We start from the raw sequence: 23,418 nt of genomic DNA, 5'->3' as shown, positions 1-23,418 counted from the left end.
GTGGCGGCCGGCGCCCCGAGCATCGCGGTGTACACCTACAGCCAGACCGGGCAGCTCGACGAGGTCCTGTCGGCCCTGCTGACGCCGGTCGAGAAGGCCGGGGCCCGGCTCACCGTCGTCTCGGTGCGCCCGGCCGCGCCGTACCCGTTCCCGTGGCCGGTCCGGCGCTTCTTCGGGATCTTCCCGGAGGCGGTGGACCCGGCCGCGGCGGTGCCCGTCACCCTCGACCCGCCGCAGCGGCCGGCCGCGGACCTCGTGGTGCTGGGCTACCAGGTGTGGTACCTCGCCCCCTCCATCCCGGTCCGCTCGCTGCTCGCGGCCGCGCCTTTTGCCGGGGCCGACGTCCTCACCGTCGTGGCGTGCCGCAACATGTGGTACTCCGCCGCCCTGGAAGTCCACCGCCTGCTCACCGAGGGCGGCGCCCGCAGCATCGGCACGGTCGCGGCGATCGACGCCGCACCCGCCCCGGCCACCTTCGTCACCACCCTGCGCTGGCTGCTGCTCGGCCGGCGGGAGGCGTTCTGGCGCTTCCCGAAGGCCGGCGTCAGCGACTCGGAGCTGGCCCGGCTGGAGCGGCTCGGCGAGGCCCTCGCGGCGGCGATCATCGGCGGCGAGCCGGTCGCCGCCGCCCTGGCCCCGCTCGACCCGGCCCCCGTCGACGTACCGATCGCCGCGGCCGACCTGATCGCCGGGCGGGCGTTTCGGGTCTGGGGCCGGCTCGTCCGCGCCCGCACCGCCCCCGCCGCCCGCGGCCTGCTGCTGACCGCGTTCGTCGGCACCCTCGCCGGCGCGATCGTCGCCGGGCTGCCGGTGCTCGCCGCCACTGCCCTTGTCGCCCGCCGGCCCCTCGCCGCGGCCGTGCGCCGTCGCCTGGCCCCGGCCCTGATCGGCGGAGGCCGGCGATGACGGCCGCCGTCACCACCACCGACGTCGTGATCGTCGGCGGCGGCCCGGTCGGCCTCAGCGCCGCGCTGTGCCTGGCCGCCCGCGGGCTGCGCAGCGTGGTCGTCGAGGAGCGCGCCACCGCGGCCCGGCACCCGCGGGCCACGATGGTCAACGCCCGCACCATGGAGATCTTCCGGCAGCTCGGCCTGGCCGACGCCGTGCGGCGGGCCGGCGCGCCGATCGAGACGATGCCCCGGGTGTCGTTCCTGGGCTCGTTCAGCGGCGCCGAGATCGGCACGATCGACCTGGTACCCGACGACGTCGCCCTCATGCGCATGGTCGGCTGGGGCCCGGCCCTGCCGACCATCTGCCCCCAGCACCGCGTCGAGGAGCTGCTCGCCGCGGCCCTGCGCGAGCGGCCCGGCGTCGAGGTGCGCCGCGGCACCCGCGCCGTCGACCTGGTCACCGGCCCCGACACCGGCGTCCGCGTCCACGTCACCGGGCCCGGCGGGGCACCGGGCGTCGTCGAGGCCGCCTACGCCGTGCTCGCCGAGGGCCTGCGCGGCACCATGCGGGCCCGGGCCGGCATCGACGTCGTCACCGCGGCGCCGATCGGGCGGCTGCTCGACATCCACTTCGTCGCCGACCTCGCGCCGTGGGTCCGCGGCCGGGAGAGCGCCCTGTACTGGATCGTCAACCCGCGGGTCAGCGGCGTCGTCATCAGCGTCGGTGCGGACACCGCCGAGTGGCTGCTGGAGGTACCCGCACTCGGCGACGACGGCGACGACGTGCTCGCCGCCGGACGCGACAGCGCCCGGCTGGTGGCCGACGCGGTCGGCGCCAGCCTGGTGCCGCAGATCCGCTCGGTGCGCACCTGGACGATGGGCACCACCGCCGTCACCCGCTGGCGCGACGCGTCCGGGCGGGTCTTCGTCGCCGGCGACGCCGCCCACACGTTCCCGCCCACCGGCGGCTTCGGGATGAACACCGGCATCCAGGACGTGCACAACCTGGCCTGGAAGCTCGCCGCGGTCGCGTCCGGGTGGGCCGGGCCCGGCCTGCTCGACACGTACGAGGCCGAGCGGCGCCCGGTCGCCGACTTCAACGGCCGGCAGAGCGAGGACAACGCCCGGCGCATGCGCGACTTCCTGCACCGCGACGCCGCGCCCTACGCGGCCGACCTGAGCCGGCGCGGCCCGGCCGGTGAGCGGGCCCGGGCCGTCCTGGAGCCGCTGCTGGAGGAGCACCGCCCGCACTTCGACTTCGCCGGGCAGGCCCTCGGGTTCCGCTACGGCACCGGCGACGGCCCGGTGGTGCGCGACGTGGTGCGGTACACCCCGCAGGCCGTTCCCGGCGCCCGGGCGCCGCACGTGTGGCTCGACGGCCCCGACGGGCGGCGCACCGTCGAGGACTGGGCCGGTGACGGCTTCGTGCTGCTCACCGCCGGCCCGGCCGCGGCGTGGGAGACGGCCGCCGGGACCGCACCGGCGCCGCTGACCGTCGTCGCGGTGAGCGGCCCGAGCCCGACTGATACCGCCGTGACTGATACCACCGTGACCGATACCACCTCGACTGATACCACCATGACCGCCACGGCGGTGACCGACACGACAGGCGCGTTCGCCGCCGTCTACGCGCCCGCGCCGGGCGAGGCGATCCTCGTGCGCCCCGACGGGCACGTCGCCGCGCGGCTGCCGGGAGCGGACCCGGCGCACGAGCTGGCGGCCGCGCTCGCGGCGGCGACAGCAACCCCGGCCGCGGTCGGCGGCCGGTCGGGAGGGGGAGCGGGATGACGCAGGTCCACGACGCACCGGAGCTGTCGGTGCAGCAGCGCGCCGGACTGGCCTCCGGGGAGCGCTCGGCGGTCCTCGCCGTCGTGCGCGAGCTGCCGCGGCCCCGGCTGGCCGCCTGGCTGGCCACGCCCGACGGCGCCGCGGTGCTGCACGACGCGTTCCGCCGGATGCCCACCTTCTACCGGGGCGGCGCCGCCGACGGCACCCTCGCCCGCTGGCAGGTCCGCCGGCCGCCGGCCGAGCCGATCGGCTACGACCTCGCGCTCAGCCCGGACACCTGCACCGTGCGGCCGGCCGACCCCGGCGTGCGCGCCGCGGTGACGCTGACGTTCGACGCGGCCGGGTTCGTCGAGATGGCGTGCGCCGCCCGCGGCGGCGTCGAGCTGCTGCTCAACGGCCACCTGCAGATCCAGGGCGACGTGCCGCTGGCGATGCGGATGGAGCGCATGTTCGGCCTCGACGCGGGCGCGGCCCGGTGAGCTCCGCGGTGCGCCCGGACGGCCGGCGCCGGGTCGCGGTGACCGGCATCGGCGTCGTCACCCCCATCGGCATCGGCGTGCCCGCCATGTGGTCGGCGCTCACCGCGGGCCGCTGCGGCATCGGGCCGATCGCCCGCTTCGACCCCGGCCGGCTGCCGGTCCGCATCGCCGGGGAGGTCCACGACTTCGACGCCCGCGACTGGGTGGCGCGCAAGGACGCGGTCCGGCTCGACCGGGTGCTGCACTTCGCCGAGGCCGCGGCCCGGATGGCCGTCGACGACGCCGGCGGGCTGCCCGGCGCCGAGCGCGGCGCGGCGATCGTCGGCAGCGCCATCGGCGGCGCCGGCTCCATCGAGCGCGGCGTGCACACCGACCTGGACCGCCCGCACCTCGTCTCCCCGTTCTTCGTGCCGAACTCGATCGCCAACATGCCGGCCGCCCTGGTCGCCCAGCGGTTCGGCCTGCGCGGGCCGAGCGGCGCGACGGTGACCGCGTGCGCCGCGTCCACCGACGCGATAGGCCAGGCGATGCGGCTGATCCGCGACGGCTACGCGGACATCGCGCTCACCGGCGGCGCCGAGTCGTGCATCGTCTCGCCGATCGTCGCCGGGTTCGCCAACATGCGGGCCCTGTCCGTGCGCAACGACGACCCCGCGGCGGCCTCGCGGCCGTTCGACGCCGACCGCGACGGGTTCGTCCTCGCCGAGGGCGCCGCGATGCTCGTGCTCGAGCCGCTCGATGCGGCGGTGCGCCGCGGCGCCCACGTCTACGCCGAGGTCGCCGGGTTCGGGCAGAGCAACGACGCGTACCACATGACCGCCCCCGACCCCGCCGGGCGCGGCGCGGCCGTGGCGATGACCGCCGCCCTCGACGACGCCGGGGTCCGCCCCGACGACGTGGGCTACGTCAACGCCCACGCCACGTCGACCCGGATGGCCGACGCCTCCGAGTCACTGGCCATCCGGGCCGCGTTCGGCGAGCACGCCAAGGCGCTCGGCGTCAGCTCGACCAAGTCGATGACCGGGCACCTGCTCGGCGCGGCCGGGGCCGTCGAGGCGGCGATCACGGCGCTCGTCGTCGACCGCGGGTGGCTGCCGCCGACCATCAACTACACCGACCCCGACCCCGACTGCGACCTCGACTACATCCCCAACACCGGCCGGGACCAGGTCGTCGGGGCCGCCCTGTCGAACTCGTTCGCCTTCGGCGGGCACAACGCGACGCTCGTCTTCCGCCGCCACCCGACCGAGGAGTGACAATGGATCTGCAGTTCGAAGCCCGCTGCACCGCCCAGCTGCGCCCGCCGATGATGGTCGGGGCCGGCCCGCTCGGCGTGCGCATGGTGTTCGAGGTCGTCGACGGCACCCTCAGCGGGCCGCGGATCGAGGCGAAGGTCCTGCCGGCCGGCGCCGACTGGGTGCTCATGGGCCCCGACAACTGGGCCCGGATGGACGTGCGGGCCCAGTTCGAGACCGCCGACGGGGCGATCATCTACGCGCAGTACCACGGGCTCATCGAGATGACCGACGCCTCGGTGCGGGCCATCGCCGAGGGCACCGAGTCCCGCTACGAGGACCACTACTTCCGGGTCACCCCGCGGCTGGAGTGCGGCGCCGAGCAGTACGCCTGGGTCAACCAGGCCCTGTTCGTGGGCGAGGGCCGGTTCACCGCCGGGCTCGGCCTGGAGTACACGATCTACCGGGTCGCGTGATGGCCGGCGCCGAGCCCGTCCTCGTCGTCGGCGCCGGCCCGACCGGCCTGGCGCTGGCCTGCGAGCTGTACCGCCACGGCGTGCCCTGCCGGGTCGTGGAGGCCCGGGCGCAGCGGGGCACCCGCAGCAAGGCGATCGCGATCTGGCCCCGGGTGCTGGAGATCATGGCGGGCTTCGGCGCCGTGGACGCCGCCCTGGAGCGGGGCATCCGGCTGCACGGGGCGGCCGTGTGGTCGCGCGGCCGGCCCACGCTGACGTTCGGGCTCGGCGCGCTTTCCTCGCGGTACAACTTCGGCCTGGTCCTTCCGCAGTTCGAGACGGAGGACGTCCTGGAGCGGCGCCTGGCCGCGCTCGGCGGCTCGGTGGAGCACGGCGTGCAGTGCGTCGGCGTCACACCCACACCGGTGGGCGCCGACGTCCGGCTGGAGCACGCCGGCGGCCGGGTCGAGCAGGTGCGCGCGGCGTGGATCGTCGGCTGTGACGGCTCGGCGAGCGCAGTGCGGACGGCCGCCGGGATCGGGATGCGCCAGAAGCTCGAGCCGGAGGGCTGGATCGCCGCCGACGTGCGCCTGCGTACCCCGCTGGAGCCCACCGCCGTCAACTACTTCCTCACCCGCGGGCAGGTGCTGCACGTGGTCCCGCTGCGCCGCCACGCCGACGGCCTCACCTGGCGGCTCACGCTGAACGTGGGCCCGGTGCGCCCGGTCCCGGCGCAGTGGCCGCCGGAGCGCATCGCCGCGGTCGCCCGCGAGCGCGCCGCCGTCGACGTCGAGGTCCTCGACGTCGAGTGGACGAGCGCCTTCCGGGTCCGTCAGGGCCTGGCCGAGCGGTTCGTCGCCGGGCGGGTCCTCGTCGCCGGCGACGCCGCCCACGTCCACAGCCCGGCCGGCGCGCAGGGCATCAACGCCGGGCTGCAGGACGCGGCCAACCTCGGCTGGAAGCTCGCCCTCGTCAGCCGGGGCGCGGCCCCGCCCGGCCTGCTGGACACCTACGACGCCGAGCGCCGCCCGGCCGCCCGGGCCGTCGTCGCCGCCACCGACCGGGTCACCCGGATGGGCACCCTGCGGCCCCGGCCCGCCGTCGCCGTGCGCGACTGGCTGTGGCGCACCGCCGTCCGCCGCGGCCTGACCGACGCCCTGCTCGCCCCGGCGATGGCCGGGTTCACCCAGCGCCACCACCGCTCCGCGGCCAGCCCCGGCCGGCGGGCGCTGCGCCCCGGCGCCCCGGCCGCGGGCGCCCGGCTGCCCGACGCCGACCTCGGCGACGGCCGGCGGCTGTGGGACCGGCTGCCCGAGCGCGGCTTCTGCGTGCTGCTGGCCGGCGGGGCCAGCCTGGCCGGGCCGCCGCCGGGCGTGCCAGTCGTCGCGGTCACCGAGCCGCCGGCCGTCGCGGCGCTGCGGGCCGAGGGCGGCGCGGTGTTCGTCGTGCGCCCCGACCGCTACATCGCCATGCGCTGCCGGCCCGGCGCCGCGGCGGCGGCCGTCGCCGCCTACTTCGACGCGATTGAGGAGGACGCCGCATGCCCCGTGCGGGAGACATGATCGAGAACACCATGACCGGCGAGAAGGCGGTGTTCCGCTCCACCCGGCACGAGACCGGGGGCGCGCTGCTCGAGGCCGACTACTACCTCACGCCCGGCGGATACGTCGCCGCCGCCCACGTCCACCCGCGCCAGGAGGAGACCTTCGAGGTCCTCGAGGGCAGCGTCGACATCAGCATCGGCGGCCGCGACATCCACGCGGTGCCCGGGCAGACGTACGTCGTCATGCCCGGCGTCTCCCACCGCATCGTCAACCACGCCGGCGCCCCGGCCCACCTCTACAGCACCCTGCGCCCGGCGATGCGCTCCGACGAGCTCCTGCAGACCATGTGGGCGCTCGCCTCCGACGGCCGCACGAACAAGCGCGGCATCCCCAACCTGCTGCAGGCGGCGGTCAGCGGCGCGTACTTCCGCGGCGAGCTGTACCTGGCCGGCCCGCCCCTGTGGCTGCAGGACCTCGTGTTCCGCCTGTTCGCACCGCTCGGGCGGGCGGCCGGCTACCGGGGCCGGTACCTGCCGGCCGCCGCCACCGCGGAGAAGGAGAGCCACCATGAGTGACGCCACCACGGCGGCGGTCCGCCCGGCCGCGGAGATACCCGGCCCGCGCCGCATCCCGCTGTCCGCCCTGCGCACCCTGTCCACACAGCCGCCGGTGTTCTTCGCCGCGATGCGCGAGCGCTACGGCCCGGTCGTGCGCCTGCCGATGCCGCAGCGCGAGCTGATCCTCGTCAGCGACCCCGCCCTGGTCCAGGAGGTGCTGGTCACCGCCAACCGGTTCTACGGCAACGACATCCTGCGCGGTGGCCCCGGCGGTGAGCGCCAGACCCCGCTCACGATGCTGCTGGGCAAGGGCCTGCTGACCAGCGACGGCGACCTGCACCGGCGGCAGCGCCGGCTCATCCAGCCGCTGTTCCACCGCCAGCGCATCGCCGCCTACGCGGACACGTTCGCCGAGCTCTCGGCCCGGCACGTGCAGCGCTGGCCCGACGGCGGCCGGGTCGACATGCTCACCGAGATGGTGACCCTCACCCTCGCGATCGTCGCCCGGACCGTCTTCGACGTCGCCCTGGAGAGCCGCACCGCCGAGACCATCCGCACGGCGATGCCCAGAAACGACGGGCCGCTGCGGTACGCCCTCATGCCGCTGGGCAGCCTCCTGGCCCGGATCCCGTCACCGTCGAACATCCGCTTCTGGCGCGGCAAGGCGGCCCTGGACCGGGTCGTGTTCGACCTCATCGCGCAGCGCCGCCGGGCCGGGGGCGACGGCGGCGACCTGCTGTCGCTGCTGCTGCAGACCCGCGACGCCGACACCGGCGAGCCGATGGACGACCGGCAGGTCCGCGACGAGGCCCTGACCCTGCTCATGGCCGGGCACGACACCACCGCCAACGGCCTGGCCTGGTCCCTGCACCTGCTGGCCCAGCACCCGGACGCGCAGGAGCGCCTCTACGCCGAGGTCGACACCGTCCTCGGCGGCCGCCGGGCCACGCTCGCCGACGTGCCCCGGCTGGTCTGGACGACGGCGGTCTTCCAGGAGGCGCTGCGCATCTACCCGCCGGTGTGGACCGTCGGGCGCCGCCCGCTGCAGCCGCGGGAGCTCGCCGGCTACCACATCCCGGTCGACACGATGGTGATGATGAGCCCCTGGGTGGTGCACCGCGACCCCGTGTGGTGGCCGCAGCCGGAGCACTTCGCCCCGCAGCGCTGGGTCGAGGGCACCGACGGGCGCGACCCCCTGGCCGGCTCGGCCGTCGCCCCGGACCGGCCCAAGTTCGCGTACTTCCCGTTCGGCGGCGGCCCGCGCCAGTGCATCGGCAACGTCTTCGCCCAGATGGAGGCGGTCCTCGCGCTGGCCACCATCGCCCAGCAGTGGCGCTTCGAGCGCGTCGGCGGCGACGTGCGCCCGCAGGCCCGGATCATCGTGCGCCCCCGGCCCGGCCTGCCGATGCGGGTCATCCGCCGGCACCCGGCGCCGTGACCGGTCCGCTGACCCTGCCGCCCCGGCGCGCGGCCCGGCCCGTCGACGCGGGTGGCGTGCCGGTGGCCGTGCGCCGCGCCGGGGCCGGCCCCGTGCTGCTGTACCTGCACGGCGCCGGACTGGCGGGCCGGTGGCTGCCGCTGCACGAGGCCCTGGCCGCCGGCGCGGACGTCGTCGCGCCCGACCAGCCCGGCTGCGGCGCCACGCCCGCCCGCGACCGGCTGCGCGGCCTCGACGACCTGGTCCTGCACCTCGACGACCTGCGCCGCGCCCTCGGCCTCACCGAGCCGTTCCACCTGGCCGGGCACTCCTTCGGCGGCTGGCTGGCGGCCGAGTTCGCCGCCGTCTACCCACATTTGGTCCGCTCGCTCACCCTCGTCGCCCCGATCGGCCTGGCCCCGCCGGACGGCCCCGCCCTCACCGTCGACCCGTTCGCCGCCACCCCGCAGGAGCTCGCCGCGCTCTCCTTCAACGACCTGCCCGCAGTCGCCGCCGCCACCGCCCGCCCGGCCCCGGCCGAGGCGGTCTACGCGCACCTCATGTGGCAGCGCCCGTACAGCCGCCGTCTCCCGTGGCGCCTGCGCCGCGTCACCTGCCCCGCCCTGGTCCTGGCGGCGGGCGGCGACCGCTACGTGCCGCCCGGCGTCGCCCGGCGATACCGGGACCTGCTCCCGGCCGCCCGCCTGCACACGGTCCCCGGCGCGGGCCACGCCCTCGTCGTGGAGCGCCCCGCGGTGGTCGCCGCCCACATCCTCGGCTTCGTGGGAGCCGTCCGGTGAGGGCCGGACTGACGTTCCATTGGATGAGCCTGCTCTGGTACTGCCGCCCGCCCGCCACCACCACCCGGTCCCCGGTCCCCGGCCCACGGCCCGGCGCCGGGTACGACCCGCCGACGGGTCGCCGGCTGCTGCTGTCCGAGCTCGACCGGGCGGCCCGCGCCGAGCGGCTCGGCTTCGCGGCGACGTGGCTCGTCGAGCAGCACCGCCCGGCGGCCGGCGGCAGCCCCGACCCGGTGGCCCTGGCCGCGTACGTCGCCGCCCGCACCCACCGCATCCGCATCGGCGTCGCACTGTCGCTGCCCCTGCACGCCGACCCGGTCCGGATCGCGGAGTCCCTGGCCCAGCTGGACGTCCTGTCGAGCGGCCGGGTCATCGCCGCCTTCGGCCCGGGGACGCCCGCCGAGTACCACCTCCTGCGCCACGACCCGACCACCGCGGCGGAGCGCTTCCGCGAGTCCTACGAGCTGATCCTGCGCGCCTGGACCGACCCGGCCCCGTTCCGCTGGGACGGCGAGCACCACTACCGCCCGCACGTGAACCCGTGGCCCCGCCCCTGGCAGCGCCCCCACCCGCCGGTCTGGCTGCACGGCCCGCCCGGCCCGTTCATGGCCGAGGCCGCCCGCCTGCACCGCCCGTACCTGCTCGACCGGTCCTGGCCCCAGCCGTCCGGGCCCGACCCGTCGCCGCCTCTGCCGAGCCTGGCGTTCTGCGTCCCCGTGCACGTCGCCGAGGACGACCGGACCGCACACGCCGAGGCGCGCCCGCACGCCGAGCGGCTGCTGGCCACCGCGCCGGCCCCGCGCGATCTGACCGGGTGGGCGGCCGGCCCGGCACCCGGCGACATGTCGTACGAGGCGCTGACGGCGGGCGGCCACATCATCGTCGGCTCACCCGCCACCGTCACCGCCCGCCTGGCCGCCCGCGCCGGGGAACTGGGCGCCGACACCTGCGTCACGACCGCTGTCGCCACCATGCCCGGCCCGCTGGTGGCCCGCGGCATGGAGCTGTTCGCCGCGCAGGTCATGCCGCGGCTGCAACCCACCGTCACCGTTTGAGAGGAGCACGCGATGCCCGACCTGACCCTGGACGACGCCCTGACCCTGCTGGCCGCCGCCGTGACCCAGGCCCGAGCCGAGGGCGTCCCGATCGCCGCCGCCGTCCTGGACACCGGCGGCCTGACCATCGCCGCCCACCGCATGGACGGCTGCTTCCCCGACGGCCTGGCCCTGGCCGACAAGAAGGCGTACGGCGCGCTGAACCTCCGCACCGCCACGGCCACCGCCGCCGAAGCCTTTCCCGCACCGGTGCAGCTGGCCCTGACCACCGCCGCCCCCCGCGTCACATTCCTGCCCGGCGGCACCCCGATCCACCGCGGCGAGACCCTCATCGGCGCCCTGGGCGTCACCGGCGGCACCGGCGAACAGGACGTGGCCTGCTGCACCGCCGCCTTGAAGGCCCTGGCCGCCACCGCGCCGTAGCGGCCGGTCCCGGCAGGACACGAGAAGCCCTCTCGGCGCGCGGTCACACCCGCACGCCGAGGGGGCTTCTCGCATGACGAGCGCCGCTTCCCGAGACGGGCGCCGGTGTGTACGCACGAGCCGGCGCCCGCGCGTAACCATGCGGGCGCCGGCTGGTGTGCGGGGTCGGCGACGGTCCGGGTCGCCACCGTGGTGGTCAGGTGTATCGCGCGCCGCCCGCGACGGCCGGGATGCCCGCACGGCCGCGCCGCGCACCGGGGCGGCCCGCAGCGCCGGTGGCCGAGGAGCCGGGCGACGGCACCGCGGCCGTCGTCGCGGCCGGTCCCGACGCCGCCGGTCGGGCGGCGGGGTCAGTTGCGGGTGCCGGCGCCGTCGGGGACGTTGATGGCGCGGGAGACCACGCGGTCGATCAGGCCGTATTCGACGGCCTCGGTGGCCGTGAACCAGCGGTCGCGGTCGGCGTCGGCCTCGATCTGCTCGATCGGCTTGCCGGTGTGCAGGGCTGTCTCCTCCCGCAGCACCCGCTTGATGTAGATCATCTGCTGGGCCTGGATGGCGACGTCGGAGGCGACGCCCTGGATGCCGCCCAGCGGCTGGTGCATCATGATGCGCGAGTGGGGCAGGGCGAAGCGCTTGCCCTTCGCGCCGGCCGAGACCAGGAACTGGCCCATCGAGGCGGCCATGCCGACGACGAGTGTCGACACGTCGTTCTCGATGAAGTTCATGGTGTCGACGATGGCCAGGCCGGCGTCGACCGAGCCACCGGGGGAGTTGACGTAGAGGTGCACGTCGCGGACCGGGTCGGCCGCGGCCAGCAGGAGCAGCTGGGCGCAGATGCGGTTGGAGATCTCGCTGTTGACCTCGGAGCCCAGGAAGATGATCCGCTCGTCGAGGAGCCGGTTGTAGAGCGCGGCGTCGAAGCCCATGGTGCCGTTCTCGGCGGCGGCGACCACGGCGGGTGTCGCGTCCTGCGGTGCGAGCCGCGGCGTGCGATCCGAACGTGCCATTTCGGGCCTCCGTGTCAATTGACGGCGTCCAATGTACCCCCAAGGATAATTGCGTCTGCTCTTTCGTCGCCAGCCGAAATCCGCCTGTTCGCCCCTGGCGTATTTGGCGCGGCCTCTTGACAGTTCACCGGTCAATGCGGGATTCCATGATCGTCCCCACAATGGTGCGGGTCCAAATGAATTCGGTGAACACATTATTACCGGGCCGTGACGAACACCGGCATCTCGCTGGGCGCCATGAGGGCCTGCGGCAGCTCCTTCACCTCGGTCCCGGGCGCCGGCGTGACCTTCCACCGGCTCGCGATCGTGGCGATCGTCGTGACCATCTGGGCCCACGCGAAGCCGTCGCCGATGCACTGGCGCTTGCCGGCCAGGAACGGGATGTAGGCGTTCTCCGGCACCGGCTCACCCTCCGGGCCCCACCGGTCGGGGTCGAACACCAGGGGGTCGCGGAACGAGCGCGGGTCGCGGTGCAGGGCGTAGATGCTGAACATGGTCTCGGTGCCGACCGGCAGTTCGTGCCCGCCGAGCTCGGTCGGGGCGTTCGTGCGGCGCATGAACATCCAGCCCGGGTGGCGCAGGCGCAGGCACTCGGTGAGCATCCGCCGGGTGAAGGTGAGCTTCGGCAGGTCGTCGAACGTCACCGCGCGGCCCGACAGCACCGAGTCGACCTCGTCGTAGAGCCGGGTGGCCAGGTCGGGGCGGCGGCTGAGCTCGTGGAACAGCCACACGGTCATGAACGCGGCCGTCTCCGTCCCGGCGAAGAGGATCAGGAAGATCTCGGCGACGATCTGCTCGTCGCTCATCGCCTCGCCGGTCTCCGCGTCGCGGGCCTCCAGCAGCATGGACAGCAGGCTCGAGTCGGACCGCCCGGTCGCGCGCTGGCGCAGCACGGCGCCGGTGACGGCGGCCCGCATCCGGGACGTGGCCTGCTCGTAGCGGCGGTTGCCGGGCGTCGGCAGCTTCTCCAGCAGCGGCGTGGGCGACATGGTGCGCCAGGCGATGCCCTTGACGACAGTCGTCCAGGACCGGCGGACCTCGGCGTTGACGGTCTCGCTGACCTCCGCGGCGAACAGCGTCCGGGCGACCATGCCCAGCATGAGCGACAGCGCCTCCTCCTTGAGGGGGACCGCCTCGCCGGGCCGCCACGCCCCGGCCATCGTCGCCGCGCAGGCGGACATGACCTCGAAGTACTCCGCGATGCGCTCCCGGTGGAAGGCCGGCTGGACCAGGCGCCGCTGGCGGGTGTGGAACGCGCCGTTGGAGACCGGCAGGCCGTTGCCGAAGGTGTCGCGGATCTTGTCGAAGTACTTGCCCTGGTCGTAGTGGCGGCCGTCGGTCACGAGCATCTGGTGCACCAGGTCGGGCTCGCTGACCGCCAGCAGCCGCTGCGGCCCGAGGCGGAACCAGGCCAGGTCGCCCGTGTCGCGCAGGGACGTGACGAAGGCGAGCGGGTTGCGCAGCATGCGCGGCACGTGGCCCAGGCCGGGCAGGGCGCCCGGGACGGCGGGAATGGCGGTGCTGTTGGAAGTGGCCAACGTCGGCTCCTCGGGAGTGCGGGCCGGCGCCCCTCGGCGCCGACTTGAGCCTGCCGAGTGCCCGCCGTGCGGGCTATCGGGAAGAGCCCGCTTCGGTACCCCGAACCACCCGGGAGACTGGTATGGAGGGGGTTCGCCGGACAGGCGCGAAGATCGCTTGGCAGACTGCGCTCCATGGATGATCACGGCCCCCGGCCCGAGGACGCGGAACTCCTGCGGCGGACCTACCGGGCGTTCAACGCCCGGGACATCGACGAGATCCTGGCCACGATGAGCCCGCAGATCGACTGGCCCAACATGATGGACAACGTCCGGGCGCACGGGCGCGACGAGGTGCGCAAGTACTGGCTGCGGCAGTTCGCCGAGATCGATCCGCGGGTCGAGCCGACCGGCATGCGGGTCGAGCCGGACGGGCGCATCTGCGTCGACGTCCACCAAGTCGTGCGCAACCTTGACGGCGACGTCCTGGCCGACCAGAACGTCCAGCACGTGTACACCGTCCGCGACGGCCTCCTGGAACGGATGGACGTCCGCTAAGGCAGGCGGGCCGGCGGCACCCGGTGGGCCCGGGGCCCGCCCTCCACGAGGTGGCGCACCGCGGCCGCCACGCCGTCCTCGGCGCGCAGCCGTGCGCCGAGGGCCGCGGCCCGCCGCCGGACCCCGCCGTCGCCGAGGCGCCGCAGGATCCCGGTCAGCGACTCCAGGTCCAGCTCGGTGAAGCGGCTGGTGTCGCCCGCGCCGAGGCGGCGCACCCGGCTGCCCCAGAACGGCTGGTCCATGAACATCGACAGCACGTGGGACGGGCGGCCGGCGGTCAGCCCGGCCCCGGTCGTGCCGGCCCCGCCGTGGTGCACCACCGCGCTGCAGCGGGGGAACAGCCGCGAGTGGTCGGCCGGGCCGACGATCCGCACGTGCCCGGGCAGGCTCGCGGCGAGACCGCCGAGGTCGCTCCAGCCGGCGCCGATGAGCACCCGGGTGCCGGCCCGGCGGGCGGCGCCGGCGGCCATGTGCACCATCGGCTCGGGATCGAGGATCGGCATGCTGCCGAAGCCCAGATACACCGGCGGGGGCCCGGCGTCCAGCCAGCCGTCGACGTCGGCCGGGACCCGGCCCTCGCCCAGCGCGTGGCGGACCGCTTCGGGCAGCCGCCAGTAGCCGGTCACGACGCTCGTCGGCGCCCAGTCCCGGGGCCGCGGCACGACAGCGGTGCTGAACCCGTGCAGAGCGGTCAGCCCGAGCCGCGGCGCGAGGGTGAGCATGGAGGCCGTCGCCGGTGGCAGGCCGAGCCCGCGGCGCAGCCGGTTGACCGCGTCGGCCTTGCCCCGCCAGTACACCGCCTCCAGCTGCCGGTAGGTGCGCAGCGTGAGCGGCTGGACCAGCCGGGCCGGCCACGGGCGCCGCCGGCTGATCATGACCTGCGGGAACTCTCGCGTCCGCAGCCACGGGGTGTAGTAGCCGAGCGCCATCGGCACGCCCCGGTCGGCGCAGACGGCGGCGGCGTAGTCGTCGATCTGGGCTCCGGCGATCATGAGGTCGCAGCCGTCGGCGACCTCGGTGATCCCCTTCACGATCGAGTCGAGCGCGCCGGTCAGCCAGCGGTTGGCACTGTCCAGGAGCGCCTCCGGCGTGCCCAGCCGCAGCGCCGCCTGCCCGTCCGGCGCGCTGAGCCAGGCCCGGGTGTCCAGGTCCATCGGCACGAACCGCAGCCCGCTCGCGGCGACCAGGTCGGCGGCGTCCTCGTTGGCCGTGACCGTCACCGCGCAGCCGGCCGCGGCCAGGGCGTGTCCCAGGGCCGCATAGGGCTGGATGTCGCCGCGGCTGCCGTTGATTGCGATCCCCACGCGCATTGACGCCCTCTTTCGCCATGACGGATGCGCCAAGGATCGTCACGGATGCGTATTCCCGCTATCGGGAGAGTCCCGCGCCGACCCCCCGAACACGCCGATGGATTTCGCTGTCGGACGAATGCGAGCGGCGAACGCGTCGCTTTGCTTGACACGGCCGCGCGGACAGTGATTTGGTTTTTTGCATTCAGGCGGACTGTCGATGATCAATATGTGAAGCGGGGGCTCAGTGAGCGGCACGGACGAGCGGGGCGCCGAATCCGCCACCATCCCGGCCCCCGGCGGGGCGCCGCGGGGGAGCCTGGCGGCGTGGGCCCTGGTCATCGTCGCCGCCGCGCAGCTGATGACCGTCCTCGATCTGGCGATCGTCTACGTCGCGCTGCCCAGCATCCAGGCCGACCTCGGCATCTCCACGCCCAACCGGCAGTGGGTCGTCTCGGCCTACGCGATCGCCTTCGGCGGCCTGCTGCTGCTCGGCGGCCGGCTCGTCGACTACTTCGGCCGGCGGCGCATGTTCGTCGCCGCCCTTGTCGGCTTCGCGGTCGCCGCCGGCGTCGGCGGCATCGCACCCACGCAGGAGGTGCTCTTCGGCGCCCGGGCGGTGCAGGGCGCGTTCGGCGCGGTCATCACGCCCGCGGTGCTGTCGCTGGTGTCGGTCACCTTCACCGAGAAGGCCGAGCGGACCCGGGCCTTCGCCGTCTACGGCATGGTCTCCGGCAGCGGCGCCGCGATCGGGCTGATCCTCGGCGGCGTGCTCACCCAATACGGCTCGTGGCGCTGGTGCCTGCTCGTCAACGTGCCGTTCGCGCTGCTGATCGCGCTGGCCGCGGTGCTGGTCCTGCCGAAGGACGAGCCGATCGTGGCGACCCGCTACGACATCCCCGGCGCGATCGCCGCGACCATCGGCATCGCCGGCCTCGCGGAGGGCTTCACGCTCGCCGGCTCGCACGGCTGGGGCTCGCCGTACACCGTCGGCACCCTGGTGGGCGCGGTGCTGTTCGTGGCCGCGTTCCTGGCCATCGAGGCGCGCTCGGCGGCGCCGCTGCTGCCGCTGCGCATCGTCACGGAGTATCACCGCGCACTGCTCTACGCGGCCGCGTTCCTGGCCAACGCGGCGCAGCTGTCGATGTTCCTGTTCCTGACCTACTACTTCCAGACCACGCTCGACTACAGCGCCGTGCGCACCGGGTTCGCGTTCCTGCCCTTCGCGCTCGCGGTCGTGCTGACCGGCAACCTGCTCGGCGCCCCGCTGGCCCGGGTCAACCCGCTCAACCTCATGATGGTCGGCGCGGCGGCCTGCGTCCTGGCCCTGCTCGCCCTGAGCCGCCTCAACGCCACCACCTCCTACCCGATAGGCGTCATGCTCCCGGAGATCCTGATGGGCTTCGGCGTGGCGCTGTCCCTGTTCCCCCTCAACAACGTCGTGCTGGCCGGCATCGACCCCGCCGACGCGGGTGTGGCAAGCGCCGCGGTGAGCACCACCCAGCAGATGGGCGCGGCCCTGGGCAACGCCTCACTCAACACCGTCTTCGCCCTGGGCGTCGCGCACTTCCTGGCCCGCCCCGGCAACGCCGACCGCGTGGACGACGCCGCCGTCCACGGCTACAGCCTGGTCTTCCGCTGGGAGAGCGGCCTGTATCTGGCGTTCCTCCTGCTGGTCCTGCTCGTCTGGCGCGACAGCCGCCGCCGGATCCAGGCCGCCTGAGGCGCGCCACCCCGGCCCGGCTCCCCGCGCCGCAACACGCCGGCTCCCGCACGAGTCCCGCACGACGGGCGGCCCGGCCGGCCGTCGAGGTCGATTGCCCGGCGGGTGCCGCCGGTAGGTCCGTCGTGGCCAGCGAGTGGTCCGGCGGCGACGCAAAGGAGTGGCCATCATGGTTCCAGCGCGGGCGCGGATCGTCGTCATCGGGGCCGGGTTCTCCGGGCTGGCGGTGGCGGTCCGGCTGCGGCAGGCGGGCATCCGCGACTTCGTCGTCCTCGAGCAGGCGCCGGGTGTCGGCGGGGCCTGGCACCACAACACGTATCCGGGCTGTCGTTGTGACATCCCCTCGCACCTGTACTCGCTGTCGTTCGCCCCCAATCCACAGTGGACGCATACGTACTCGGGGCAGGCGGAGATCCGGGCGTACCTCGAGGGGCTCGTCGAGCGGTTCGGGCTGGCGGCGCACCTGCACACCGGCGTCGCCGTCGACGGCGCGGCCTGGATCGAAGCGGAGCGCTGCTGGCGGGTGCGGGCCGGTGGCGGTACCGTCGACGCCCAGGTCCTGATAGCGGCCACCGGGCCGCTGCACGAGCCCGTCGTGCCCGCGGTGCCCGGGCTCGAGCGCTTCGCCGGGCACACCATGCACTCGGCCCGCTGGGACCACGGCTACGACCTCACCGGCAAGCGGGTGGTGTCGATCGGGACCGGAGCCTCGGCGATCCAGTACGTGCCGGCTATCCAGCCCCGCGTGGAGCGGCTGTACGTGGTGCAGCGCACGGCGCCGTGGGTCATGCCGCACCGCAACCGGGCCATCAGCGACCGGGAGCGCTGGCTGTACCGGCACCTGCCGTTCGCGCAGCGGCTCGTCCGCGGGGCCGTCTACGCCGGGCGGGAGGCGCTCGTCGTCGGGTTCGTCAAGCGGCCGGGGCTGCTGGGGCGGCTCGAGGCGGTGTCGCGGGCGCACATGCGCCGGCACATCGCCGACGCCGGCCTGCGGGAGCGGCTGACGCCCGACTACGCGCTCGGCTGCAAGCGGCTCCTGCCGTCCAACGAGTGGTACCCGGCCCTCGCCCGGCCCAACGTGGAGGTGCTGACCGGGGCGCTGCGCGAGGTGCGCCGGCACTCGGTCGTCGACGCCGGCGGCGTCGAGCACCCGGCCGACGCGATCATCTTCGGGACCGGCTTCCGGGCCACCGACGCCCGCTTCTCCGAGGCCGTCGTGGGCCGGGGTGGGCTGTCGCTCGCCGCGGTCTGGCAGGGCAGCCCGACCGCGTACCTCGGGGCGTCGGTGCCGGGGTTCCCCAACTTCTTCAAGCTGCTCGGGCCCAACACGGGGCTCGGGCACGGGTCGATGGTCTACATGATCGAGTCGCAGGTCGAGCACGTCCTGCGGGCGATCCGGCGGCTCGGCGCCGACGAGCGGGCGGTGCTGGAGGTCGAGCCGGGCGCGTACGACAGGTACAACGCCGAGATCGACGCCCGCATGCGCGGCACGGTCTGGGACACCGGCGGCTGCACCAGCTTCTACATCGACGCCAACGGCCGCAACGCCGGGCTGTGGCCGGACTGGACGTGGCGGTTCCGCCGCCGGGCCCGGGCGACCGGCGCCTACACGGTGCGGGCCGGCCCGCACCCGCTCAGCGGGGTGGGGGCCAGGCCAGGGCCTTCAGACCGGCCGGGCCGCCGTTGACGACGTCGCGGTCGTGGCTGTGCGCCTCGTCGGGGTTGCCGGGGGCGTACTGCCACAGCGCGAACGTGGTCCAGCCGGCCGGAAGTGTCGGCGGGCCCTTCGTGTAGTTGGCGATGTCCAGCGGGTAGTCGGCGTAGGAGGTGTCGCTGCCCGTGCAGGGGTTCCACCAGAACGTGTTCGTGTAGATCATCGGCTTGCGGCCGACCGCCTGCTCGATGCGGCCGATGAACGCGGCGATCCACGCGCGCATCTGGGCCGGGTTGAGGTTGTAGCAGGGGCCGGACCTCACCCCGGCATAGGGCCACTCGAGGTCCACGAACGGCACGAGGGTGCGCGCGTCGCGGGTGAACCGGGCGTGGCGCAGGAAGTGCTCGGCCTGCCCGACCGGGTCGCCCTTGTCGGGCCGGGCGTACACGTACGCGCCCACGTAGCGGCCCTGCGCCTTCGCCGTGGTGTAGTCGGCGGCGAAGTGCGGGTTGACGTAGGAGGTGCCCTCGGTCGCCTTCACGTAGACGAACTGGCTGCCGGCCGCGACCTCGGTCGGCCAGTGCACGGTGAACCGGTTGTGGTCGTGGCTGGAGATGTCGATCCCGCCGACCTCGAACCCGGCCGGCCGCCCGGCCTCGATCGCGGTCACCGCCTCCGGCACCGGCGGCTCCGGGGGCGGCGCGGGCACGACCGGCACCGGCGGTGCCGAGGCCACGCCCCAGATGAACCCGGTGAGCACGAGCAGCACAAACGCGACCGAACGCCGTTCGTGCGGGGTATTGGCCATACGCCGCAGGCGAACGCGGACGACCCGCCACACCTCCCGCCACTCGACCGCCGCCACCAACCCAGTGTGCCTCGCATCGGCCAACCCGGCAGAGCGAGCGCTGAGGTCCCTCGCATGAACGCCATCGGCATCGACTGGGGCCGCGTCGAGCACGCCTATGGCCCGGCCGTCGACACCCCCGGCCACCTGGCCGCACTGCTCGGCCCGATCGGCGCGCCGCCGCGCGGGCCGTCGATCATCTCGAACGGGTGGTGCTGCACCGGGCCATCACGTTCACGGAGGGTGATTGAGGCAGGGCCCGCATCGAGTAGATGCCGCGCCGATGGGAGCGATAACATCTTTTCGAAATCCGTTTCGTTCTATGTTTCGGGCGTTTACACGCCTGGTGGGTTGTGTAAACATTCGCCTCGGCCAGGGCGCCCGGTCGGTTGCCGACCGTCGGCGCCGGGGTTGCGGGCGAAGGGGAACAGTGGTGACGCAGGGTGAGACCGTGCCGGTCCGGGACACGACCTCGCTGGTGCCGGCGGCGCAAGGCGGTGACGAGCAGGCCCTCGATGCGCTCATCTCGGCGCACCTGCCGCTTGTCTACAACATCATCGGCCGCGCACTGCACCGCCACGCCGACGTCGACGACCTCGTCCAGGAGACGATGATCCAGGTCGTGCGCGGGCTGCCGGGACTGCGCGAGCCGGACCGGTTCCGGTCGTGGGTGGTGGCGATCGCCTACCGGCAGATCCAGATGCACCGCCGGGGCGCGACCCGGCGCCACCCACCGGCCCGGGAGGTGCCCGAGGAGCTGGCCGATCCCGGCGGCGACTTCGAGGAGCGCAGCCTCACCGGGCTGATGCTCACCGGGCAGCGCAAGGAGCTGGCCGAGGCGACCCGGTGGCTCGACGACGCCGACCGGCACCTGCTCGCGCTGTGGTGGCAGGAGGCCACCGGGGAGCTGACCCGGGCCGAGCTCGCCGCGGCCATGGGGCTCAAGCCGGCGCACGCGGCCGTGCGGGTGCAGCGGATGCGGGCGCAGCTCGACGGGGCCCGCGGGCTCGTGCGGGCCCTGCACGCCACCCCGCGCTGCCCCGACCTGGCCGAGCTGCTCAAGGCGTGGGGCGGCGGGACCGACGCGCTCTGGCGCAAGCGGATCACCCGGCACGTCCGCGGCTGCCGCCGGTGCTCCGGGCTCTCGGCCGACCTGCTGGCGCCGGAGAAGCTGCTGCCGGGCATCGCCGCGCTGCCGCTGCCCCTGTTCGCGTTCAAGGGCCTGAAGGTCGGCGCGGCCACGACGGGTGTGCTGGGCAGCCTGCAGCACTTCGTGCAGACCAAGGCGGCCGCGATCGCCGCGGTCGCGATGGTGGCCGGCGGCGGGATCGCGGTCGCGGTGTACGAGACGCCGCTGGCCGGCGAGGACCGCCCGGCCGACGTCGCCGCGCCCCCGGCCACCGGCGGTGCGGTCGCCCCCGAGCCGCCGGGTGCGCCGTCCGCGACCCCGGGCGGGCCGGCCGGGCCGTCGAGCACGGCCGGGCTGATCCGGGCCGAGTACTTCGTCGCGCCCGACGGCAGCGACGGCGACGACGGCAGCATCGAGCATCCGTTCGCCACCATCGGCAAGGCGGCGACGCTCGTCAGGCCCGGCCAGACGATCACCCTGCGCGGCGGCACCTACCGGCCGGCGGCGCCGATCGTGCTGGACACCAGCGGCGACGAGACGCACCGGATCACGCTCAGCGCATACGGGGACGAGCGCCCGGTCATCGACGCGAGCCGCATCCCGGCCGGCAAGTGGGCCATCACCCAGCACGGCAGCTACTGGACGGTGCAGGGCCTCGAGGTCAAGAACTCCCGCAGCCACGCCTACGTGTGCGTGTCGTGCCAGGGCAGTGTGTTCCAGCGGCTGTCGATGCACGACAACGTCGAGTCCGGCCTCACGCTGCGCGGCGAGAACACGACGGGCAACCAGGTCCTCGACAGCGACTTCTACGCCAACCACGACCCCGACGACCAGGGCTCGTCAGGCATCGGCATGGCCATCAAGTTCGGCTCCGGCCGCGGCAACGTCGTGCGCGGCTGCCGCGCGTTCGACAACGCCGACGACGGCTTCGACTTCGGCGACTTCGCCACCCCGATCGACATCGAGCACAACTGGGCGTTCGGCAACGGCGTCAACCGCTGGAACGTGGCCGGCTGGAAGAGCAACGGCAACGGCTTCACGTTCGGCGGCGGCAGCCCGCCGGCCGCCGCGAGCCACAGCGTGCGGCACAACGCGGCCTGGGGCAACATCCACAACGGCTTCGCCGACGGCGGCAACCCGGCCGAGCTGCGCCTGTCGAACAACACCGCGTTTCGCAACGGCGCCACCGGCTTCGGCCTGCCGACCACGCCGGCCACCCTGCGCGCCAACGTCGCCATCGGCAACGACAACTCGGTGAGCCTGAGCGCGGCCGTGCACACGAGCCGCAACACGTGGGACGAGGGCACCTGGGACGCGACGATGTTCCGGTCCACGGACGCCGCGGCCGCCGAGGGTCCGCGCAGCGCCGACGGCACGCTGCCGGCCACGAACTTCCTGTCCACCGGCAACGGCATGGGCGCCTCGATGTCCGAGTCGTGAAATTTTCGCCGGTACCCCAGCCGTTCAGCAAGTGTCCGCAAGTTCTCGTTATCGGCGCGGAGCCCCCGTCATCTACAGGGATGGTTCAGCCCCCGCTTCGAGAAGAGGACCACGCATGTCACCATCCCGAACCCTGATCGCGGCCGCCGTCACGGCCGCGGTCTCCGCCACGGTTCTGGCGATCACCGTCTGGCCGTCCGAGGCCGCCACCGCCCCCGTCGGCGGCGGCGTGTACACCCTCGCGTCGGGCGCCAGCGGCAAGTGCATCGACGTCGTGGGCGCGTCGGCCGACAACAGCGCGCCGCTCGTGCAGGCCGCCTGCTCGACGACCGTGAGCCACCTGCAGTGGAAGGCGGTCGCGCAGGCGAACAACCGGTTCAACCTCGCGAACGGCAACAGCGGCCGGTGCATCGACGTGCCCTCGTCGAGCACCGCGTCCGGCACGCAGCTGCAGCAGTACGGCTGCGGCGACGGCACCAAGGCCAATCAGCTGTGGACGTTCGCCGCGTCGACCGCGTCGGCGGGCAAGTATCTGGTGAGGTCGGTGGCGACCGGGCTGTGCATCAGTGACAAGGACGGCTCCACGGCCGGGAACAACCCGATCGTCGAGGAGGCGTGCGCCGACGTCGCCCGGATGCAGTGGAGCTTCACCTACGTCAGCGGCTCCACCTCCGGGCCGACCACGCCGGGCGCGACCACCGGCGGAGGCGGGCGCACCTGGTCCAACACCGCCGACGGGTTCGCGAGCACCAACGGCGGCACGACAGGCGGCGCCGGCGGCACCACCGTCACCGTGACCACGTACGCCGACCTGCTGCGGTACGCCACGAACAGCGCGGCCTACACGATCCGGGTCAACGCCACGATCACGTACCCGACGTACGGCTACGAGATCCCGGTCGCGTCGAACAAGACCATCATCGGCGCCGGCCGGAACGGGCGCATCAAGGCCGGCGGCTTCTTCCTCGGCGCCGGCGTCCACAACGTCATCATCCGGAACCTGACGATCGGCGACACCGCCGTGGCCTCCGACGACCCGGACGACAAGGACTTCGACTACGACGGCATCCAGATGGACACCGCCGACCACGTGTGGATCGACCACAACACGTTCACCAACATCAACGACGGCTACATCGACTCGCGCAAGGACACGTCGTTCGTCACGGTGTCGTGGAACCAGATGGGCAACCACAACAAGGTCTTCGGCATCGGCTGGACCGACAACGTGACGGCCCGGATGACGATCCACCACAACTGGCTGCACGACAACAACCAGCGCAACCCCAGCGCCGACAACCTCGCCTACGCGCACCTCTACAACAACTATCTGGCCGACATCACCAGCTACGGCAACTACAGCCGGGGCAGCACGAAGATGGTGCTGGAGAACAGCTACTTCGACCACGTCACCAACCCGTACTACCCGGACGGCACCGCACAGCTCAAGCAGTCCGGCTCGATCGTGGTCAACAGCAGCGGCAAGCAGCAGACGTCGGGTTCGGCGTTCGACCCGCACTCGTTCTACTCGTACACCCTCGACCCGGCGGCCGACGTGCCGAACCTGGTCAGGACGTACTCCGGCCCGCAGTCCACCATCGGAGCCTGATC

20 protein-coding genes are annotated in these 23,418 nt (G+C 74.1%); 16 read left to right on the top strand and 4 right to left on the bottom strand.

Annotation, left to right across the window (positions count from 1 at the left end):
• From Dvina_RS33325 to Dvina_RS33275, 11 genes are read left to right on the top strand one after another with little or no spacing between them, the layout of a single operon-like run.
• Entirely contained in the window at positions 1–906 is a 906-nt protein-coding gene (locus Dvina_RS33325) for a hypothetical protein (RefSeq protein ID WP_223093258.1), read from the top strand.
• Complete coding sequence (locus tag Dvina_RS33320) at positions 903–2,678, top strand: FAD-dependent oxidoreductase (RefSeq protein ID WP_223093257.1); 1,776 nt, start codon at positions 903–905, stop codon at positions 2,676–2,678. Before Dvina_RS33325 ends, Dvina_RS33320 begins: the two co-directional genes overlap by 4 nt.
• Positions 2,675–3,157: an SCP2 sterol-binding domain-containing protein gene (locus Dvina_RS33315; protein ID WP_223093256.1), complete on the top strand. Its 483-nt coding sequence runs from the start codon at positions 2,675–2,677 to the stop codon at positions 3,155–3,157. The genes Dvina_RS33320 and Dvina_RS33315 overlap by 4 nt, the downstream gene beginning before the upstream one ends.
• Positions 3,154–4,413, top strand: a complete 1,260-nt coding sequence (gene fabF, locus Dvina_RS33310; RefSeq protein WP_223093255.1) for a beta-ketoacyl-ACP synthase II — start codon at positions 3,154–3,156, stop codon at positions 4,411–4,413. The genes Dvina_RS33315 and fabF overlap by 4 nt, the downstream gene beginning before the upstream one ends.
• A gap of 2 nt (positions 4,414–4,415) precedes the next feature.
• Positions 4,416–4,868, top strand: a complete 453-nt coding sequence (locus Dvina_RS33305) for a DUF3237 domain-containing protein (RefSeq protein ID WP_223093254.1) — start codon at positions 4,416–4,418, stop codon at positions 4,866–4,868.
• The gene (locus tag Dvina_RS33300; RefSeq protein WP_223093253.1) at positions 4,868–6,409 is read left to right on the top strand and encodes an FAD-dependent monooxygenase; all 1,542 of its coding nucleotides are present in this window, start codon (positions 4,868–4,870) and stop codon (positions 6,407–6,409) included. Before Dvina_RS33305 ends, Dvina_RS33300 begins: the two co-directional genes overlap by 1 nt.
• Positions 6,388–6,966 (top strand): cupin domain-containing protein, encoded by a 579-nt coding sequence (locus tag Dvina_RS33295; RefSeq protein ID WP_223093252.1) that lies wholly within the window; start codon positions 6,388–6,390, stop codon positions 6,964–6,966. The genes Dvina_RS33300 and Dvina_RS33295 overlap by 22 nt, the downstream gene beginning before the upstream one ends.
• A complete protein-coding gene (locus Dvina_RS33290; protein ID WP_223093251.1) occupies positions 6,959–8,386 on the top strand; it encodes a cytochrome P450 in 1,428 nt (475 codons plus the stop codon). Before Dvina_RS33295 ends, Dvina_RS33290 begins: the two co-directional genes overlap by 8 nt.
• Entirely contained in the window at positions 8,383–9,165 is a 783-nt protein-coding gene (locus tag Dvina_RS33285) for an alpha/beta fold hydrolase (protein ID WP_223093250.1), read from the top strand. The genes Dvina_RS33290 and Dvina_RS33285 overlap by 4 nt, the downstream gene beginning before the upstream one ends.
• Before the next feature lie 23 nt (positions 9,166–9,188).
• Entirely contained in the window at positions 9,189–10,220 is a 1,032-nt protein-coding gene (locus Dvina_RS33280; RefSeq protein WP_223093249.1) for an LLM class flavin-dependent oxidoreductase, read from the top strand.
• 12 nt (positions 10,221–10,232) lie between these two features.
• On the top strand, positions 10,233–10,643 hold the full coding sequence (locus Dvina_RS33275; protein WP_223093248.1) for a GlcG/HbpS family heme-binding protein: 411 nt from the start codon (positions 10,233–10,235) through the stop codon (positions 10,641–10,643).
• A 350-nt stretch (positions 10,644–10,993) separates the two neighbouring features.
• On the opposite strand, the gene Dvina_RS33270 is transcribed toward Dvina_RS33275, so the two are convergent.
• The gene (locus Dvina_RS33270; RefSeq protein ID WP_246656616.1) at positions 10,994–11,569 is read right to left on the bottom strand and encodes an ATP-dependent Clp protease proteolytic subunit; all 576 of its coding nucleotides are present in this window, start codon (positions 11,567–11,569) and stop codon (positions 10,994–10,996) included.
• A gap of 278 nt (positions 11,570–11,847) precedes the next feature.
• The gene (locus tag Dvina_RS33265) at positions 11,848–13,188 is read right to left on the bottom strand and encodes a cytochrome P450 (RefSeq protein WP_223093246.1); all 1,341 of its coding nucleotides are present in this window, start codon (positions 13,186–13,188) and stop codon (positions 11,848–11,850) included.
• Between the two features lie 174 nt (positions 13,189–13,362).
• Here Dvina_RS33265 and Dvina_RS33260 point away from each other — a divergent pair, with 174 nt between their 5' ends.
• On the top strand, positions 13,363–13,725 hold the full coding sequence (locus tag Dvina_RS33260) for a nuclear transport factor 2 family protein (RefSeq protein ID WP_223093245.1): 363 nt from the start codon (positions 13,363–13,365) through the stop codon (positions 13,723–13,725).
• Here Dvina_RS33260 and Dvina_RS33255 read toward each other — a convergent pair.
• The gene (locus Dvina_RS33255) at positions 13,722–15,035 is read right to left on the bottom strand and encodes a glycosyltransferase (protein WP_223093244.1); all 1,314 of its coding nucleotides are present in this window, start codon (positions 15,033–15,035) and stop codon (positions 13,722–13,724) included. The genes Dvina_RS33260 and Dvina_RS33255 overlap by 4 nt on opposite strands.
• 226 nt (positions 15,036–15,261) lie before the next feature.
• Between Dvina_RS33255 and Dvina_RS33250 the strand changes: the two genes are divergently transcribed.
• Both Dvina_RS33250 and Dvina_RS33245 read left to right on the top strand, forming a co-directional pair.
• Positions 15,262–16,737 (top strand): MFS transporter, encoded by a 1,476-nt coding sequence (locus tag Dvina_RS33250; protein ID WP_223093243.1) that lies wholly within the window; start codon positions 15,262–15,264, stop codon positions 16,735–16,737.
• Between the two features lie 169 nt (positions 16,738–16,906).
• Positions 16,907–18,424 (top strand): flavin-containing monooxygenase, encoded by a 1,518-nt coding sequence (locus Dvina_RS33245; RefSeq protein ID WP_223093242.1) that lies wholly within the window; start codon positions 16,907–16,909, stop codon positions 18,422–18,424.
• On the opposite strand, the gene Dvina_RS33240 is transcribed toward Dvina_RS33245, so the two are convergent.
• Entirely contained in the window at positions 18,372–19,256 is an 885-nt protein-coding gene (locus tag Dvina_RS33240; protein ID WP_223093241.1) for a GH25 family lysozyme, read from the bottom strand. The two genes, Dvina_RS33245 and Dvina_RS33240, sit on opposite strands and share 53 nt — an antisense overlap.
• A 415-nt stretch (positions 19,257–19,671) precedes the next feature.
• Between Dvina_RS33240 and Dvina_RS33235 the strand changes: the two genes are divergently transcribed.
• Both Dvina_RS33235 and Dvina_RS33230 read left to right on the top strand, forming a co-directional pair.
• Positions 19,672–21,807 (top strand): sigma-70 family RNA polymerase sigma factor, encoded by a 2,136-nt coding sequence (locus Dvina_RS33235; protein WP_246655480.1) that lies wholly within the window; start codon positions 19,672–19,674, stop codon positions 21,805–21,807.
• 115 nt (positions 21,808–21,922) lie between these two features.
• A complete protein-coding gene (locus Dvina_RS33230; protein WP_223093239.1) occupies positions 21,923–23,416 on the top strand; it encodes an RICIN domain-containing protein in 1,494 nt (497 codons plus the stop codon).
• Positions 23,417–23,418: the final 2 nt, after the last annotated feature.

The sequence above is a fragment of the Dactylosporangium vinaceum genome (assembly GCF_019904175.1).
Lineage (GTDB): Bacteria > Actinomycetota > Actinomycetes > Mycobacteriales > Micromonosporaceae > Dactylosporangium > Dactylosporangium vinaceum.
This window is presented reverse-complemented; position numbering and strand designations above follow the sequence as displayed.

Excerpts from the sequence above, each read along its gene's own strand:
- Dvina_RS33230 (WP_223093239.1), top strand. The coding sequence starts at position 21,923 with ATGTCACCATCCCGAACCCTGATCGCGGCCGCCGTCACGGCCGCGGTC.
- Dvina_RS33270 (WP_246656616.1), bottom strand. The coding sequence starts at position 11,569 with ATGGGCTTCGACGCCGCGCTCTACAACCGGCTCCTCGACGAGCGGATC.
- Dvina_RS33255 (WP_223093244.1), bottom strand. The coding sequence starts at position 15,035 with ATGCGCGTGGGGATCGCAATCAACGGCAGCCGCGGCGACATCCAGCCC.
- Dvina_RS33280 (WP_223093249.1), top strand. The coding sequence starts at position 9,189 with ATGAGCCTGCTCTGGTACTGCCGCCCGCCCGCCACCACCACCCGGTCC.
- Dvina_RS33315 (WP_223093256.1), top strand. The coding sequence starts at position 2,675 with ATGACGCAGGTCCACGACGCACCGGAGCTGTCGGTGCAGCAGCGCGCC.
- Dvina_RS33295 (WP_223093252.1), top strand. The coding sequence starts at position 6,388 with ATGCCCCGTGCGGGAGACATGATCGAGAACACCATGACCGGCGAGAAG.
- Dvina_RS33300 (WP_223093253.1), top strand. The coding sequence starts at position 4,868 with ATGGCCGGCGCCGAGCCCGTCCTCGTCGTCGGCGCCGGCCCGACCGGC.
- Dvina_RS33260 (WP_223093245.1), top strand. The coding sequence starts at position 13,363 with ATGGATGATCACGGCCCCCGGCCCGAGGACGCGGAACTCCTGCGGCGG.
- Dvina_RS33245 (WP_223093242.1), top strand. The coding sequence starts at position 16,907 with ATGGTTCCAGCGCGGGCGCGGATCGTCGTCATCGGGGCCGGGTTCTCC.
- Dvina_RS33275 (WP_223093248.1), top strand. The coding sequence starts at position 10,233 with ATGCCCGACCTGACCCTGGACGACGCCCTGACCCTGCTGGCCGCCGCC.
- Dvina_RS33290 (WP_223093251.1), top strand. The coding sequence starts at position 6,959 with ATGAGTGACGCCACCACGGCGGCGGTCCGCCCGGCCGCGGAGATACCC.
- Dvina_RS33305 (WP_223093254.1), top strand. The coding sequence starts at position 4,416 with ATGGATCTGCAGTTCGAAGCCCGCTGCACCGCCCAGCTGCGCCCGCCG.
- Dvina_RS33320 (WP_223093257.1), top strand. The coding sequence starts at position 903 with ATGACGGCCGCCGTCACCACCACCGACGTCGTGATCGTCGGCGGCGGC.